14 protein-coding genes are annotated in these 15543 nt (G+C 63.3%); 4 read left to right on the plus strand and 10 right to left on the minus strand.

The genetic code is table 11. The features are described from left to right. Positions 1-50 precede the first annotated feature (50 nt). Positions 51-824 (minus strand): AraC family transcriptional regulator, encoded by a 774-nt coding sequence (locus tag CFB46_RS20250; protein WP_027781968.1) that lies wholly within the window; start codon positions 822-824, stop codon positions 51-53. Positions 825-933: 109 nt separating this feature from the next. Between CFB46_RS20250 and CFB46_RS20255 the strand changes: the two genes are divergently transcribed. From CFB46_RS20255 to CFB46_RS20265, 3 genes are read left to right on the plus strand one after another with little or no spacing between them, the layout of a single operon-like run. Then, positions 934-2427 (plus strand): efflux transporter outer membrane subunit, encoded by a 1494-nt coding sequence (locus CFB46_RS20255; RefSeq protein ID WP_089501018.1) that lies wholly within the window; start codon positions 934-936, stop codon positions 2425-2427. 59 nt (positions 2428-2486) lie between these two features. After that, positions 2487-3611 carry an HlyD family secretion protein gene (locus CFB46_RS20260; RefSeq protein ID WP_027781970.1) on the plus strand — a complete coding sequence of 375 codons (1125 nt, stop codon included), beginning with the start codon at positions 2487-2489 and terminating at the stop codon, positions 3609-3611. Then, entirely contained in the window at positions 3608-5191 is a 1584-nt protein-coding gene (locus CFB46_RS20265; RefSeq protein WP_089501019.1) for a DHA2 family efflux MFS transporter permease subunit, read from the plus strand. Before CFB46_RS20260 ends, CFB46_RS20265 begins: the two co-directional genes overlap by 4 nt. Positions 5192-5594: 403 nt before the next feature. On the opposite strand, the gene CFB46_RS20270 is transcribed toward CFB46_RS20265, so the two are convergent. After that, positions 5595-5897 (minus strand): H-NS histone family protein, encoded by a 303-nt coding sequence (locus tag CFB46_RS20270; protein WP_089501020.1) that lies wholly within the window; start codon positions 5895-5897, stop codon positions 5595-5597. Between the two features lie 495 nt (positions 5898-6392). On the opposite strand from CFB46_RS20270, the gene CFB46_RS20275 reads away from it, so the two are divergent. After that, a complete protein-coding gene (locus CFB46_RS20275) occupies positions 6393-6959 on the plus strand; it encodes a hypothetical protein (RefSeq protein ID WP_089501021.1) in 567 nt (188 codons plus the stop codon). Between the two features lie 104 nt (positions 6960-7063). Here CFB46_RS20275 and CFB46_RS20280 read toward each other — a convergent pair whose 3' ends face one another. The 8 genes from CFB46_RS20280 to CFB46_RS20315 all read right to left on the minus strand — a co-directional run bounded on the left by CFB46_RS20280 (position 7064) and on the right by CFB46_RS20315 (position 15534). Beyond that, positions 7064-7732 carry an acyl-homoserine-lactone synthase gene (locus CFB46_RS20280; protein ID WP_089501022.1) on the minus strand — a complete coding sequence of 223 codons (669 nt, stop codon included), beginning with the start codon at positions 7730-7732 and terminating at the stop codon, positions 7064-7066. Between the two features lie 235 nt (positions 7733-7967). Then, entirely contained in the window at positions 7968-8753 is a 786-nt protein-coding gene (locus CFB46_RS20285) for an autoinducer binding domain-containing protein (protein WP_089501023.1), read from the minus strand. A 286-nt stretch (positions 8754-9039) separates the two neighbouring features. After that, positions 9040-9969 carry a 3-oxoacyl-ACP synthase gene (locus CFB46_RS20290; protein ID WP_089501024.1) on the minus strand — a complete coding sequence of 310 codons (930 nt, stop codon included), beginning with the start codon at positions 9967-9969 and terminating at the stop codon, positions 9040-9042. Further along, complete coding sequence (locus CFB46_RS20295; RefSeq protein WP_143751637.1) at positions 9966-11006, minus strand: 3-oxoacyl-ACP synthase; 1041 nt, start codon at positions 11004-11006, stop codon at positions 9966-9968. The genes CFB46_RS20290 and CFB46_RS20295 overlap by 4 nt, the downstream gene beginning before the upstream one ends. An 8-nt stretch (positions 11007-11014) precedes the next feature. Beyond that, positions 11015-11587 (minus strand): GNAT family N-acetyltransferase, encoded by a 573-nt coding sequence (locus tag CFB46_RS20300; RefSeq protein WP_089501026.1) that lies wholly within the window; start codon positions 11585-11587, stop codon positions 11015-11017. Then, entirely contained in the window at positions 11584-12693 is a 1110-nt protein-coding gene (locus CFB46_RS20305; protein WP_089501027.1) for an acyl-CoA dehydrogenase family protein, read from the minus strand. The genes CFB46_RS20300 and CFB46_RS20305 overlap by 4 nt, the downstream gene beginning before the upstream one ends. Before the next feature lie 22 nt (positions 12694-12715). After that, positions 12716-13924 (minus strand): pyridoxal-dependent decarboxylase, exosortase A system-associated, encoded by a 1209-nt coding sequence (locus tag CFB46_RS20310; RefSeq protein WP_089501028.1) that lies wholly within the window; start codon positions 13922-13924, stop codon positions 12716-12718. After that, positions 13921-15534, minus strand: a complete 1614-nt coding sequence (locus CFB46_RS20315) for an acyl-CoA ligase (AMP-forming), exosortase A system-associated (protein ID WP_089501029.1) — start codon at positions 15532-15534, stop codon at positions 13921-13923. Before CFB46_RS20315 ends, CFB46_RS20310 begins: the two co-directional genes overlap by 4 nt. Between the last annotated feature and the right edge of the window lie 9 nt (positions 15535-15543).

Below are 15543 nucleotides of genomic sequence, written 5' to 3' on the forward strand. Positions count from 1 at the left end.
TTAGCGATCGATCGTCGCAAAACGGACAATTCGGACAATCGACGCGCGGCTTAGCGCCGCCGGAAGTATTCGCTCGGCGCGACGCCGAGCGCCTTGCGGAACATCGCCGCGAACGCGCTGGGGCTGTCGTAGCCGTGTTCGAGTGCGAGCTCGAGGATCGGCGTGCCGGCGGCGAGGCGCGGCAGGCTCAGCAGCAATCGCGCGTGACGGCACCATGCGCCGTGCGTCATGCCCGTCTCGCGCTTGAACGCGCGCGCGAGCGTGCGCTCGTTCATGTGCGCGTCGCGCGCCCATGCCTGCAGCGTGACGGCCGACGACGGGTCGTTGATGAGCCGCGTGCACAGCGCGGCGAGCGCGGGGTGGCGCGGCATCGGCACGTGTAGCGACAGTGGTGGCGCGATCTCGATCTCGTCGAGGATCAGCGCGAGCACGCGGCCCGCGCGGTGCGACAGGTCGTAGTCGGCGGGCAGGTCGCAAGCCGTCACGATCAGTTCGCGCAACAGCGTGCCGACTTCGATCACCCGGCATTCGGTCGGCAGGCTCGGCCGCACTTCCGGGCCGACGAACACGGTGCGCATCTGCACGTCGCCGGCCGAGCGGATCTCGTGCTGCGTACCGCCCGGCACCCATACCGCGCGGCCCGTCGGCACGACCCAGCTGCCCGCGTCCGCGTGCACGATCATCACGCCGGAAATCGCGTGGATCAGCTGGCCCTGCCGGTGCGAATGCGGCGGGTACGCCGTGCCCGCCGGCGAGTCGGATGCGACGACCGCGATCTGCTTGTCGCGCGCCTGACGCTCGAGTGCGACGAAGAAGTTTTCCAATTGATCTATGTGTCCTTTTCTCGACGACGAATGCGCTTTACGCGTGAGATCGACCACTTAGGTCGAAATTACCATAAACCCATCGTTTGTTCGACCTACTTGCCACCCGATGCGCGTTCCAACCATTTCGTCCGCTTCGCCTGTTTCTCCCGCCGTCGATGCACGCTTGCCGCGCGTGCGGCGCGCCACCTGTGCGGCCGTGCTGCTGGCATCGGCCGCGCTGGCCGCGTGTTCGGTGGGCGAGCCGTACCGGCCGCCTGTGTCCGATACGGCGCACACCGGGCCGTTCGACGCGGTGGCCGACGTGCCGGTCGCCGCCGCCGGCGAGCCGCCGCAACGCTGGTGGCGCCTCTACGACGACCCCGTGCTCGACGGCCTCGTGCGCGATGCGCTCGCGCAGAACCGCGATCTCGCGGCGGCCGTGGCGCGGGTTGAGCGCGCGCGCGCCGTGTTCGACGAGGCCGGCGCCGCGCGGCTGCCCGACACGACGGCCGGGTTCGGCGTCGACTACGGTAAGCACGCGCCCGACCAGATCGTCGCGGCGGCCAAGGGTACCGATGCGCATACGCGCTGGGGTTTCGCGCCGTCGTTCTCGCTGTCGTGGGAAGTCGATCTGTGGGGGCGCGTGCGCCATCTGGTCGACGCCGCCCGGGCGGACGCGGAGGCGGTGCAGGCTGCGTCGGACGCGATGCGCGTCGTGGTGGCCGCCGAGACGACGGCCGCCTATGCGCAGGTGTGCGCGTACGGCGAGCGGATCGACGTGGCCGAGCAGTCGGTCGGGATCGCGGACCGGCTGGCCGCGCTGACGGCGAAGCAGCGCGCGCACGGGCTCGTGTCCGACCTCGAGGTGGCGCGTTCGCGCGCGTTCGCCGACGACACGCGTGCCGATCTGCCAGCGCTTGTTGGCTCGCGGCGCGCAGCGCTGTACGAACTCGCGGTGCTGACCGGGCGCGCGCCCGGCGCGCTGCCTGACGCGGCCGCGCATTGCCGCACCGCGCCGGTGCTTGCGCGGCCGTTCCCGGTTGGCGACGGCGCGTCGCTGCTGCGCCGCCGCCCCGACCTGCGCGAGAGCGAGCGCCAACTGGCCGCCGCGAATGCACGCATCGGCGTGGCGACGGCTGAGCTGTATCCGTCGATATCGCTCGGCGGCTCGGTGAACTGGCTGTCGACCGGCGGCGATCCGTCAACGCTCGGTGACAAGTACGCGATCGCCTGGGGCGTCGGCCCGCTGATCACGTGGCGCTTTCCGAACATGGCGGCAAGCCGCGCGCGACTCGCGCAGGCCCGCGCCGACGACACGCTTGCTCGCGCGCAATTCGATGCGCAGGTGCTGCGTGCGCTGAAGGAAACCGAGCAGGCGCTGGCCCGGTACGGTGCGGCGTGGCGCCGCCGCGCCGCGCTCGAAACCGCACGCGCTGAGCATGCACGCGCCTATCACCTCGCCGAGCTGAACTACAAAGCCGGCGCACTCGATTTCCTCGGCGTGCTTGATGCGCAGCGCAGCCTCGTTGCGGTCGATTCGGCGCTGGCCGAGTCGACGCAGCAGGTCTCGCTCGACCAGGTCGCCGTGTTCAAGGCGCTCGGAGGCGGCTGGCAACCGTAGCCGGCCGCGTTCGCAGCGTCCTTGCCCGTTCTCTTGCACGCCAACTCATCTTTCCGATCATGAGCACGACTGCCGTACCCGAAAAAGCCAAAACCGCCCGGTTCTCCCGGCGCCAACTGATCGCCGCGGGCACCGTGCTCGCCGTCATCGCGCTTGCTGTGTTCGGCTGGCACTGGTGGACCGTCGGCCGTTTCATCGAAGGAACCGACGACGCGTACGTTCGCGCCGACGTCGTGACCGTCAGCTCGCGCGTGTCGGGTTACGTCGCGCAAGTCGCCGTCGACGACAACCAGCCGGTGAAGCGCGGTGACGTGCTCGTGCGGCTCGACGATCGTGACTATCGCGCGAAAGTCGACGATGCTAAGGCCGCGGTGGCAGCGGCCGAGGCGACGCTGCAAGCCGAGCAGGCCGCGGCCGCGACGCTCGACGCGCAGGTTGGCCAGCAGCGCAGCCAGATCGCGCAGGCCGATGCTGACGCGGCCGCCGCGCGCGCTGAAGCCGCACGGCGCGACGCCGATGCGACGCGCTACAAGCAACTGTTGGCAGAATCCGCCGCGAGCGGACAGCGCTGGGAGCAGGCCCACGCGGATGCGCTGAAGGCGCGTGCCGAACTGGCCCGCGCCGGCGCGGCCGTGCGCGTGCAGACCGACCAGCAGACCGTGCTGCAGCGCCGCCGCGAACAGAGCACGGCTGCGATCGCGCAGGCGCGCGCCCGGCTTGCGGCCGCCCAGGCGAAGCTCGCGCTCGCGCAGCTCGATCTCGACCACACGGAGATCCGTGCGACGCGTGACGGCAGCGTCGGCCAGCGCGCGGTGCGGGCCGGCCAGTACGTCGAGGTCGGGATGCCGTTGCTTGCGGTGGTGCCGCTGAGCGACGTGTATGTGGTCGCGAACTTCAAGGAAACGCAGTTGGGCGCGATGCACGACGGCCAGCCCGTTGAGATCGACGTCGACACCTATTCGGGCCGCACGCTGCATGGCCACGTGATTGGCCTCGCGCCGGGCTCCGGCGCGCAGTTCGCGCTGCTGCCGCCCGACAACGCGACGGGCAACTTCACGAAGATCGTGCAGCGCATCCCGGTGAAAATCCGTGTCGATGCGCCGCCGGCTGGCGTCGTGTTGCGGCCCGGCATGTCGGTGATCGCGCGCGTCGACACGCGCGGCACGCAGGGGGCCGGCTCGTGAGCGCGACGACCGTGCAGGCCGCGCACGAAGACACTGTTTCGCTGCGCGCGTGGGTCGCGGTGCTCGGCGGCGTGTTCGGCTGCTTCATGGCTGGCATGAACGTGCACGTGACCAATGCTTCGCTGCCCGACATTCGCGGCTCGCTCGGCGCGAGCTTCGAGGAAGGCTCGTGGATTACCACTGCATACCTGGTCGCCGAGATCGTCGTGATTCCGCTCACTGGCTGGCTCGTGCAGGTGTTTTCCGCGCGACGCGTGCTGTTGGTTGGTGCCACCGGCTTTCTCGCGTTTTCGCTCGCGTGCTCGGTCGCGCCGAGCATCTCGACGATGATTGTCGCGCGCGCACTGCAGGGCGCGTTCGGCGGCGTGCTGATCCCGCTGTCGTTCCAGCTGATAGTCACCGAGTTGCCGCCGTCGAAACATCCGCTCGGGATGGCGCTGTTCGCGATCGCTAACAACGTCGCGCAGGCAGCGGGCCCGTCGGTGGGCGGCTGGCTGACCGACATGTATTCGTGGCGCTGGATCTTCTATCTGCAGATTCCGCCGGCGATCGCGCTGGTTGCGGCGATCGGTTGGGCGATCCGGCCTGTGCCCGTGCAGCTCGGGATGCTCAGGCGGGCCGACTGGTTCGGGATCGCGACGATGGCGGTGGGCTTGAGCGCGCTGCAGATCGTGCTGGAGGAGGGCGGTCGCAAGGACTGGTTCGCCTCGGACATGATCGTCGAGCTGTCGATCGTCGCGGCGCTCGGGCTGGCGGCGTTCGTCGCGATCGAACTGCGACGCAAGGAGCCGTTCATCAACCTGCGCCTGCTCGGCCAGTACAACTTCGGGATCGCGAGCCTGATGCAGTTCCTGTTCGGCGCGGTGGTGTTCGGCGTGGTGTTTCTTGTGCCGAACTACTTTGCCGAGCTGCACGGCTACAGCGCGCGCGACATTGGCCTTGCGATGATTCCGTACGGGCTGGTGCAGTTCGCGATGTCGTTCCTGACGCCGCCGCTGATGCGCCGCACGAGCCCGCGCACGACGATCGTGCTCGGCTTCGTGCTGGTCGCGGCCGGGTGCCTGATGAACATCCACCTCGACGCCGATGCGGCGTCGAATGTGATCGTCCCGTCGCTGATCGTGCGCGGGATCGGACAGTCGTTCGTCGTGATCGCGCTGGCCGTGATGGCCGTCGACGGGATCGAGAAGGCGCAGCTTGGCTCCGCGTCGGGCGTATTCAACATGGTCCGTAACGTCGGCGGCGCGATCGGCATCGCGGTGATGAGCCAGATCGTCGTCGAGCGGCAGAAGCTGCACGCGATGCGCATCGGCGAGGCCGTCACGCCGTTTTCGGAAGCGTTCCAGGAGCGCATGGCGATGCTTGCACGGCTGCTCGAGCGCGTGCATGCGCCGCGCGCGGACGTGCTGCCCGGCGGGTCGATCTCCGGTGTGCAGGAACTGGCGCTCGGGCTCGTGAACCAGCGCGTGCTGCGCGAGGCGCTGCTCATGGCATACAGCGATACGTTCCTGATCGCAGGAATCGCGATGATCGGGTGTACGGTAGCTGCGTTCATACTCAAGGGCAAGAAGCCGGCATGACGCGGCGGATGGGACATTTCGAAGATGGCCGTTCGCGCCTCCACGGGGTCGGCCCGTACGGTCAGCTCCGCGTAGCTCGCTCCGCTTTCAACTTGCGACACACGGCGTCTGAGAAGCGATGCGGGTCCGACATGTCAACGTGGCGCTACACATTGTCGCGTGGCGATGTCGATCTCGTTGCGTGCCCTCGACGGTTGTTCTCGGCTGGCATCGTGCGGGTATCGCGTGTTTTCCGCGCGCTAAATCAACGAGCGTTGTGCGGGCCGCATAGCTGCGCGGCCCGCACGCCGAGGGCACGTGAGGCATCGCGATAAGACGACGACATCGCGCATTGCATGTAACGAACGCGTCTGATACGGCCCGCGAGCAGTGTATTTTGCGCCACGGGCCACCTGGCGTGTGCTTACTCCTGCTCGATCAGGAACCGCTCACGCCTTTTACCCTTAATCCAGCCCGGTTCGCGTCCGCGACCGCTCCACGTTGCGCCTGTCTTTGGATCACGATATTTGGGTGACACGCTGCTTTGAGCTGCACGTGTGCCAGATGCCGCCCGGCGACGCCCAAAGACTTGCTCAGGCGTTATTCCATATTCGGCCACGCGGGCGCGCACTTCCTGAAGAACGGTTTCAAGCTCCGCTTGCCGCGCTTCCTCCGCTTGCAGCATCAGTCGTTCCGCTTGGGCTTTCAGCTCGAGATACGTTGCCATCGAAGTTCCTCCTGTCGGATGTACTGCGACTATAGACGGTAATGTCACACTCAAACACGTGAAGCGAGAGCAATACGATGTGGCTACATAAGTTTAAATTTCAATCACCGACATGAATTAGCCGGTATCGGCCGGTGTTGCATGGAAAATTTGCAACGTCATCGTAAAATATCTACAAACTATTTCAATTTCAGAAATATCAAGCGAAATTTTGGTAATGCGTTTTCAAGAACGATGTGTGATACGTGCGAATGACATTTTGTCACGAAGACCGAACGCCTCTAACCTCCCGAGTTTGGTAGTTGACGATCCGCGATACACGAATCAACAATGCCGTGGCAAGCACCCGGCGTTCGATGGTGACTGCGATATGGACGGGCGGTAGTACAGCCAAATGGGCGTGTGGCGCAAGCGGGCCGTCTCGAGCGAAATGGTTTGCGGTGAGCGAATGCCGGTCCGACTCGAGAATGTTCGCACTCAGGTTGAGGTAAATCCATGGAGCAACGTGAGAATACGTGTCAATCCGATGAGAAGGTGGCGTGCACGCTGCCGACAGACGAATGTGCGGTGTTGCGCGAGCGACTGCGGCTTGCGGAACTGGAAATCGGCCGGTTGCAAAACTGCCTGGGGCTCAAGACCCAGGAGCTTGACAGGTTGACTCGGGTCATCGTCAATTTCTCGATTGTTCATTGTGATGTTGAGACAAGATTGCAACGCGAGCTCGACGCGGCGCGCACCGGCGTGTGCGGCAACGCAATATCGAATTCCAATGCCTTCGTCAATGTTGATTCGTCGGATAGTCTCACCACGGTAAAGCTGCCTTATATAACGAGCATTCTGTCCGTGTTGTTCGATAGCATGTTCGAATTCTGGGCTGACTGCGATCCTCAGCGCTTACCCAAATCCTCTGCTGTCGCGCATGCGATCGACGCGCGTCTGGGGCTGGCCGCTCAAACTAACGGCGAAGCTTCTCGCAGCGGTCAGGCATACGCGTCGGCAATTCGCCCCGATTGGGTCAAAGACGCGGATCGCCGACATCATCGCCACGGGCAGCGACACTGATCCGGCCACGGACTCGCGTTCCAGATGCAAATTGCCGCACGATTTAAGGCCGGCACCGAGCACCCCGCTCAACGGGTTTGGTCACTTTGCGAACGGTTGTATGCTCAATGATCATGGAATGGGGTATGACCGGCCGAGCTCGCAAACACGGCGGCAGAGCACGGGCTGAGCCAGGTCACATTGCGTAGCAACGCGCTGGCATCGCAGCCCAAACGCTCGAACGTCGAAGCGCTGAGATTGATGGCGCAGACGAGATAGTTCGCCGCATTCGCACGTTCGGCGATTGGCAGGGTTTCGAGTTCAAGCCCGGCGCGGCGGTAAAGGCGCGCTATCGCGTGAGAGAGCGCACCGATAATGCGCGTTGCACCTAATGAAGCTGCGATCGCGAGGACCGGTGGGAAGAACTGCATCCCGTTCGAGGGACCCATTGATCGAACGTGCCGTGCGCTGGCGGCAAACCGAGATAGCTCCCATACGGTGGGGGCGATGGGTAATGTGCAATTCGGTGAATGTGCGTGCAGCGTCTGGAGCAAATACGGTCTGGTCGTCTGCATCAGCCTCGCACAGCCGCAGACTTGTTCCATCGGATCCAGTAACACGACGTGGATCGTATCGCCTCGGTCGAAGTGGTCCCACTCGGTGGCGCTGACGGCGTCGGCATTGGGCAACTGCCAACCGAGGCGCTTAACGAAGATTTCATATCGGAATTCGCCAAGGCGGCGACGTAACGGGTGGGGTATATCGACAAGTCTGCCTGCAAAAATCGATTGCACGGTTTTTCCTCGTACTCAAGAGATCGTGTCACGTTAGCAAGCAGGCAGTTTGAACGGAACTAGTGATATAGGGAGGGTGTAGGTCGCAAAAGGCGCGTGCGGACGCGCACACGAGAGTGCGAGTGTTAGGCGTCGCTGCGATGTGTGCGCGCGAGACATCGAGCATTCCGACAGCGTAGGGCATGCGCGAAATGGCGCGTGAGATGATACGGCCGCCGGGCCGATGAACTGCCGATCAGGCCAGAATCAATCCGCGGGTGACCGCATAGACGGCCGCGGCGGTTCGGCTATTGATGCGCAGGCTCCTCTTTGCCTCGTCGATGTGGTAGTCAACCGTATGGGGCGATATACCGAGAATGCCTGCGATCTCCCATGAGGATTTGCCGCGCGCGACCCACGCAAGACATTCCTTTTGGCGCGGGGATAGTTTGGGCAAGGGGCCGACGCAGCGCGGGCGGGTTAAGCGATTCAGCTCTTGATGAAACAACGCGCTAATGAGGCTTGCGAGCCGCAAATTGACTTCGGTCTTGATCTCCGGTGAGGGGCTTGCGAGATTGACGAGCAAGATGTTGCCATCGGGCTCGTGAATCGGGATGCTTACCCCATTAGCCAATCCGGCCTCGCGCGCTTCGTCGAGCACGCGCTGCTCGATGTGATTTAACCCCACTATATCGGTCCAGCGATAGGGCGTGGCGTGCACGAGTGCCATGCGATGAACGGGATCGACCGGACCATAGTCGTGCTTCGCATAATGAAAAACCCAATTATCGGGATAGCGCGCGTAAAGCGTGTCGACGGCCATCGCTACGCGCGAGCGAGCACGTGCGCGTGAGAGCCGGCTGACGGCAAAACGAGGAAACCCTAACGAAGCGGCCACATCACCGAAGAGCTTCACGAGTGACGAGAGATCCACGGTGTCGAGAAAGGATGTGGCCAGCGGCGCCCATCGCGCAATCGCGTGTGAAGGTTGCAGCGCCGCGACGGGCGTGTTGCCCACGCTGCAGGGAAATATCTGATCCACCGAGGTCCCTCACAGAAAATCGTCGCGCATCGGACCCGCGTGATGACCATGCGCGCAAAATTCAGGCTCAAACAACACAATGCTTGACAATGGCGCTTGTTTTACTCGTGACGGATATATGCGCGTTGTCCATCATTATTTTAGACGCTTGCGGGCCAATTATGGGTATCAATATTTAATGTCGTGATACATCCACGAGCAACCAACCAGTACACGCAGTAGGGGTATTCGGTATATCCGAGCCTCAGGTTGCGCGCTTGCCCATGGCCGCGTTCGAACGGCGCGTCTAATGAATGAGTAGCGTTGCTGCGGAAAAGCCGCCTACACCCTGCGCGTAGAGCACGAGCGGGGTGCCTGGCGCGAGCGCATGGCAGTCGGCAAGGTTGATAAAGGGATCGCTCACGGTCACATGTGCGATGCGCGAGAAGTTGCGAATAAAAAGACGCTCAGGCGGCAGATCCAGCGACTGGACAAGCCGCTGCCACGCCGGTAGATCGAGATGCGGTGGCAAGATGTAACACACATCGGCTAGCGCGATCGGAGCCTTGCTCGCGAGATGCGTGATGAGCTTTCTAGCGGCAAGCTGGTATTGGGCGACGGAATTCGGATCGGCTTGGCCGAGCATGCCGCGCCAACCTTGCCCGGTGGCATGCGTGGCTATCGCAACAAGGCGGTTGATACGGGCGTGGCGCTCGATCGTTGCGGAAAACGCCCCGTCGCCCAGAAGCGCGGAGGTACCCATGCGACGCTCTGCCTCAATGGGCATCGTGTCTGCTCCGACGAGCAGCACGCGATTGAGCGAGGGGTGTGCGGCGAATAGCGCGCGCACAATGCGCAGCGCGCCGAGCGAGGACGCGCAGTGCTGTTGGGCAAACGAAAACGACTGCGCGCGGGTGAACCCAAATCGCTCGCATAGCGCGCGTGGCAGTGACTGCGGCGGCGGCGCGATGCTGCCTTGCAGCGTATGGGTGTACAGGAGATAGTCGATCGAGTCTGGCGCGATCGGCGCGGTGCGCAACAACGACTCGACGGCTTTGACCGCGAGGCTTAGCGCACTTTGCTCATATGCCACGTGAAAATTGCATACGCCTGATCGTTCGAGCTTTGCGATAATCGTGTCGGGCTGGCGCGTACGGCGGCCCCATGCCCGGACCGTGTCGACACGCTCGGGCAGATAGTATGCGACATACGGAATACCGATCGACACGTCCGTCATCGATTGCTCCGACCGGGCTCACGCGAGATGGCGGGCGCATCGCACGCGTCGAGCAGTGCGCAGCCCACGTAGCCGCACACGCTCGTCCCCCATATCAGGACAGGACCGCGTGTAGGTAGTGTGTTGGCCTCCAGCCTCTCGGTCAGTTGGATGATTGGTTCTGCTGCACCGAGGTGCGCATCATGAAGGCGCGCATGGGTGTGCGCCTTCATGTTCAGACGATGCGATACGCGCTTGGTCCGTGTCGGATCGAGGTCCTGTCCGATGCCAGTGACATTGCACGCCGCGAGCGCGTGTTGCGCGAGCATCGCGTCAATGAGTTGCAGCAGAATCCGCTCCGAGGCGGAATCGGAATATGAGCGTTGATTCGACGGGCAGTCGGGCCGCACAGGGCATTGACGCGTTTGCGCGTCCATCACGCGAAAGCCGCGGGTTGTTGCCGTGGCTCGCTCAAGCAAAGCGGCGGCTGCGGCATCACCTTGCGCTGACCCCTGCGCGGTCCAGCGTGAAAACGGCGGTGTCCATTTTTCTGCCGCGACAATCAGCGCACACTGCACATCGGACTCAGCGACCATCAGGTCACGGACGAGCTGCAATGCGGAAAATAGCGAGACGCCATGCTGCTGGGAGATGGAAAACGCAAAGCATGGCGGGCCCACCACGCTTGCCAGACGCCCCGCCGTTGTAGTCGATACGTGCTCGTCGACGCTGCTGTGGCAAAACACAATGATATCGATGGGGACAGCAGCCGGATGCCGGATGGCGAGTATCTCATTGGCGACGCGCACGGCGAGCCCCGATAGTTGCTCTTCGCGTTCGACGGGAATATGAAGCGGCCGAGTGTGGTGATCGACACTATCGTCGGCACCGGCTGTCAGTGTATGGGCTGCGCCGAAGTCAGCGCGGCAGGACGCGATCCAGGCCTCCCAGCCAGTGTGTGGCGCGGTCAACTCGGCCTCTGTCGATCGCGGCGCACGCGTGAGCGCCATGGTGGGCGGCACATAGGTACTCAGTGCGGTAATGATTGGCGACATCATGGCGCGCGTCAGACGAGATTGTCCGGGAGCAGATCGTAGAGTAGACGCCCCACGCGCTGGCCGGCGATGATGTGGCAGTTGCGCTGCAGGCCGATCAGGCGAAAACCCAAGCGTGTGAGTAGGCGTTGTGATCGCACATTCGTCTGAACGGCCCAGGCGCTGATGCAGTGCAGCCGATCCAGTTCGAAGCCGTCGCGCAGCACGCGTCGGGAAGCGTCGAACGTCATGTTCGCGCAAGTGGGGCGCAAAGGATCACGCAGCACCCAGAACGAGCCCAAACCGAAGCGATGCGTGATATCGCTAATTGCTACCAGACCGCTCGGTTCGGCCGTTCCGAGCGAGCCAAATACGCGTATGCGGTGCCGCTCGCTTTGCACCATCGCCTGAACGGCGAGTGCGTTCAATTCTTGCCGACCCTGTCCAAAATCGAACCACTGCGCGATCTGGGGGCGAGCAAGCCAGCGCGTGATATCGCGAGCGTCTTCTGAATTTGCTTCGCGCAGCCAGCAACCAATCGACGATCTCGCGGCAACCCTGGAGGGTGAGTCGCAGTGCCGCCGCGGGCGTTTCACCTCGTTCATGCCTGCGCTCCCGTTGCAGGCGAGCTGAGGCCTTCGAGCTGGCCGAGCGCTACATCGACTTGCCTGAGCAACATGGCAAACCAGTGACATGTTGCCAGGCGCGCAGCAGGCGCCAGCCCCTCGACATAGCCATGAGCGCCGCAGAACTGAACGAGCTCGTGCGTGAATTCAACAGATTCGGCTGCGACATGTCGGGCTAGTTGGCGCACCAGTGCGAGTGATGTGCCGGGCTGCGCAAGCGCGAGCATGCGCACAAAAAGTTGCGTGCCTTGCACTGCAATAAGCATATCGGCCAGGCGCGTAGCAACACGTTGATGCATCACCAACGGTTTGCGAAAAGCCTGCCGCTCTGCTCCGTAGCTCAGCGCAAACGTCACGCCGTGCTGCATGGTGCCACTGAGCAGGGCCGACAAATAGAGCGCGGTGTTGGTGAGCCACGTCTGGGTCGGCGAGACGCCGTGTGCGTCAAGCCGCTCGAGCGTGACCAGCGCAGCGGCGTACAAAGCGTCGTCGCAGCGCAACTGCTCAAGCGTGAGTGCGCCAAGGCAGGTGACGTGTTGCCGGGCGAGCCTGGACGGGGCACACGTCGATTCGACGAGGGTAACGCCATGTGCCGCCGGCGCGGGAATCAATGTCAGCGCTGACGGGGTGGTGTGGTCACACAGGCGCCAAAGCGTGGCGGTACGAAAATCGGGCACGGTAAGCGCAATCGGGCGTGTGCCATCGAAGTATTCGCCGATTCGAGCGAAACCGAGCGACTGAAGCGCAGCGTGTGCGCGCAGCGTCATGAGTGCAGGAATGCTCTGCGTCAATTGCACGGCGCGCTCGATAGGCCCGCAGGCCAGCGCGCCGAGAATGCAGGACAGATCGTGGTGGTTGATGGCCATGCCACCAAGCTCCAGCGGCAAAATCATGGTACCCAAATCGAGTGCACCCGCTTGCTCGACGATTTCGTGCCAGGCCTTTTCTGAGGGAGGTTGTGAGAGCAGCGGCTCAAGTTTTTCGCGAGCAAAACGTTGGCTTGCCGCGACGAGCGCGCGCTGGTCCTCGGACAGGTGCCAGGAGTATGGCGCTAGGTCGGATAATGAAAAGTCGAGGTGGTGCATCGCAGTTCTCCGTGTACGGAATTCAGACGAGCATCTCGATTGCCTCGGGGTGGCCGAGGAAGTCCCGGGGACTTGCCGAGCGGGCGTAGGCACCTGATTGCAGAACCACCACGAAGTCGCCAATTTGCGCGCGCGGAAGCAGCACATCGTCGGCGATGCGATCGAGCGGCGTGCACGAGCACCCAACGATGTGACACCGCTCGACCGGTAGATCATTGAGCCGATTGCCGAGCAGCACTGGGAAATTGCGGCGCAACACTTGTCCAAAATTGCCCGAGGCCGCGAGATGGTGATGCAGACCGCCATCGGTGACGAGGAAGGTGGTGTTGCGCGAGACTTTACGGTCAATAATGCGACATACGTAGATACCCGCTTCTCCAACCAAGTAGCGCCCGAGCTCAAGGACGGGCACCGCCCCGGGCAACGCCCGGTGGAGCTGCGCGAGCCACGTGTGCATGGGCTGAGTGACCGCATCCAGATCAAGCGGCTTGTCCCCGTCGAAATAGGGAATGCCGAACCCCCCGCCAAGATTCACATATCGGGGCGGTGTCGGTAAATCGCGGCCAAGCCTGATAACAAGCTCCGCGCTGTGTCGCTGCGCTTCGACGATAGTCGGTGCATGCAGGCACTGCGATCCCCAAAAGATGTGAAAACCGGCCAATGTCACCTCGCGCGCGGCAAGTTCCTGCAGCAATGCCGGCACTTGTTCGACGTCGACGCCGAACTGGGCGGCACCCCCGCCCATGCGCATGCCGCTGTGGCCGACGTGAAAATCCGGATTCACGCGAACGGTGACGTTCGGCTGCACGCCCAATTCCCAACCAATCGCGGTGACCAGATTCAGCTGAGTGGCGGACTCGATATGAACGTTTACACCGTAGGCCACCGCGCGTCGCAGCTCGTCGCGCGCTTTGCCGGGCCCTGCAAAGCCGATTTGATCGGGCGACGTGCCTGCGTTAAGCGCCAGCGCCATCTCCGCGGCGGATGCGACATCAAACCCATCGACGCGGGTTGCCAGATGATGCACAAGCGCTGGCATCGGGTTGGCCTTGACGGAATAATGTAAGTGGACAGAAGCCGGCAGCTTTGCGCGCAACAGGCGCACACGGGCGTCGATTGCCGCGCGCCCGTAAGCAAAAAAGGGCGTTGATCCGGCACAGTGAGCCAAGCGGGCGACGTCGATGCCGTCGGCTGTCAAGACGCTGCTACGGTTGATCAACGACGCGTTCATACGGACCTCGCTTGGTCTTGAGCTATGGGTTGGGCGAGCGCATTTCGCAGTGCTGTGCGATCAAACTTGCCGTTTGCGTTGCGCGGCACGTCGGTTTGCACGACGATGCGCTTCGGCACCATGTAGCCCGGCAAATGTTGCGTGCACCATGCCATGAGTGTTTGCGGGACAAAGGGTTCGACCGCCGGCACGACAACCAGCGCTATGGCCTCGCCCAGCGCATCATCGGGCACGCCCACGGCGACCGCTTCGGCCACGAGTTCGCTGCGGTGCACAGTCTCTTCGATTTCTTCTGGACTGATCCGGTAGCCGGAACTCTTGATTTGCGCGTCGTTGCGCGCAATGAAGTAGAGAAAGCCCTTTTCGTCGCGTCGTACGAGGTCACCCGACCACACGGCAATGTCCGGTATGGCTCCACCCGCCTTGGGTTCGGGCGAGGGCCGATAGCGCTCGGCCGTTCGAGCCGGGTCGTTCCAGTAGCCCATCGTCACGCACGCGCCCACATGGACGAGCTCGCCCGTCTCGCCGGAGGCGCAGGGTGTGCCGTCCGGATGCACGACCAGGATTCGGGCGTTGGGCACGGCCTTGCCGATCGAGTCAGGGCGACGGTCGACCTCGGACGGATCGAGGTACGTCGAGCGGAATGCCTCGGTCAACCCATACATCAAGTAAGGTTTTGCTTGGGGAAAGAGCGTGCGTAGGCGGTGCAATGTCGGAACGGGTAGCCGGCCGCCGGTGTTGGCGAAATAACGCAGCGTGGTGCATGCCGCGTGCGGCCAGCTCGCGCGCGTCAATTGCATCCACAGCGGCGGCACGCCCGTGAGGGCCGTAATACGCTCGTGCATGCAGGCGTCGATAACGTCTTGCGGGCTGAGATAATTGATGAGAACAACGGTTGCGCCGGCTGCCCACGCAGATGTGAGCTGGCTCAGACCCGCGTCGAAGCTGAGCGGCAGCGCCGCGAGAATCCGGTCAGAGCGCGTATGCTGCAGATAATGGGCGACGCTCCACGCACCCTCGAGCAGATTGCGATGGCTGAGCATCACGCCTTTGGGCAAGCCGGTAGAGCCCGACGTGTACAGAATAGCTGCCAGGTCCGTGTCGATTGCCGTTTCTGCTATGGGGCCGGTGTCGCTCAGCGGGTCGAAAGCGTGCGCACTGACACACGCACTCCAGCTATGAACGCAGTCATTCCCGCGCGACGCATGCTCGGTCACATCAATTGAGTCGGTCACGATCGTATGCGGCACGCCGGACAGCCCGTTTTCGGCGAGCAGGCGCGCGCGCAATGCGCTCGTAATCAGGCAGCTCGCACCGCAGTCACGCAGAATATGGGCGACCTGCTGGGGCTTCAGAAGCGGATTGATGGGAACGAACACACATTGGGCAGCGGCCGCACCAAGCAGCGAGACGACCGTTTCGATGCGCTTGTCCAGGAAGATGCCGACTCGTGAGCCCGGCACGATTCCTATCGAGACGAGGCCACGGCCGAGCATGCTGGCGCGCGTTGCCAGGTCCTGGTAGCTCAAACTGGTGTTCGCGAAAACGATTGCTGACGATTCGGGCGTATGCCGCGCAGCAGTGAGCACGAGATCGAGTATGTTTCGCATGGTAAGGTC

Source organism: Burkholderia sp. HI2761 (assembly GCF_002223355.1).
Lineage (GTDB): Bacteria > Pseudomonadota > Gammaproteobacteria > Burkholderiales > Burkholderiaceae > Burkholderia.

Coding starts and splice junctions, on each gene's coding strand:
- CFB46_RS20295 (WP_143751637.1), bottom strand. CDS start 11,006: ATGATGTCGCCAATCATTACCGCACTGAGTACCTATGTGCCGCCCACC.
- CFB46_RS20275 (WP_089501021.1), top strand. CDS start 6,393: ATGGAGCAACGTGAGAATACGTGTCAATCCGATGAGAAGGTGGCGTGC.
- CFB46_RS20310 (WP_089501028.1), bottom strand. CDS start 13,924: ATGAACGCGTCGTTGATCAACCGTAGCAGCGTCTTGACAGCCGACGGC.
- CFB46_RS20305 (WP_089501027.1), bottom strand. CDS start 12,693: ATGCACCACCTCGACTTTTCATTATCCGACCTAGCGCCATACTCCTGG.
- CFB46_RS20315 (WP_089501029.1), bottom strand. CDS start 15,534: ATGCGAAACATACTCGATCTCGTGCTCACTGCTGCGCGGCATACGCCC.
- CFB46_RS20300 (WP_089501026.1), bottom strand. CDS start 11,587: ATGAACGAGGTGAAACGCCCGCGGCGGCACTGCGACTCACCCTCCAGG.
- CFB46_RS20290 (WP_089501024.1), bottom strand. CDS start 9,969: ATGACGGACGTGTCGATCGGTATTCCGTATGTCGCATACTATCTGCCC.
- CFB46_RS20270 (WP_089501020.1), bottom strand. CDS start 5,897: ATGGCAACGTATCTCGAGCTGAAAGCCCAAGCGGAACGACTGATGCTG.
- CFB46_RS20255 (WP_089501018.1), top strand. CDS start 934: ATGCGCGTTCCAACCATTTCGTCCGCTTCGCCTGTTTCTCCCGCCGTC.
- CFB46_RS20260 (WP_027781970.1), top strand. CDS start 2,487: ATGAGCACGACTGCCGTACCCGAAAAAGCCAAAACCGCCCGGTTCTCC.